Genomic DNA, 239 nt, shown 5'->3' on the forward strand with positions numbered 1-239 from the left:
TCGCTCGCGTCATCGACGAGCAACAGGTTCTGTTCGATGTTCTTCAGCTTCAGCCCCGCCTCGTGGCGCCGGTGAAAGAGGCCGGAGATCCCCGCCGCCTCTTCCAGCGCCCGGCGGCGGGCCTTGGGCTTAGCATTGATCAGTTCGGAAATCTGCCCCTGCCGCACCAGCGCCGGTGAATGCGCGCCGGTAGAGGCATCGGCAAAGAGCATCTGCACGTCCTTGGCGCGCACATCGCG

At 65.3% G+C, this 239-nt stretch carries 1 protein-coding gene; it reads right to left on the minus strand.

Going from position 1 to position 239, the window contains the following annotated elements; genetic code table 11:
* Nucleotides 1-239, minus strand: a 239-nt coding sequence (locus tag R0J92_RS26260) for a hypothetical protein (protein WP_411053850.1), incomplete at both ends; no start/stop codon positions are given.

The sequence above is a fragment of the Tritonibacter sp. SIMBA_163 genome (genome assembly GCF_046535935.1).
Classification (GTDB): domain Bacteria; phylum Pseudomonadota; class Alphaproteobacteria; order Rhodobacterales; family Rhodobacteraceae; genus Epibacterium; species Epibacterium scottomollicae.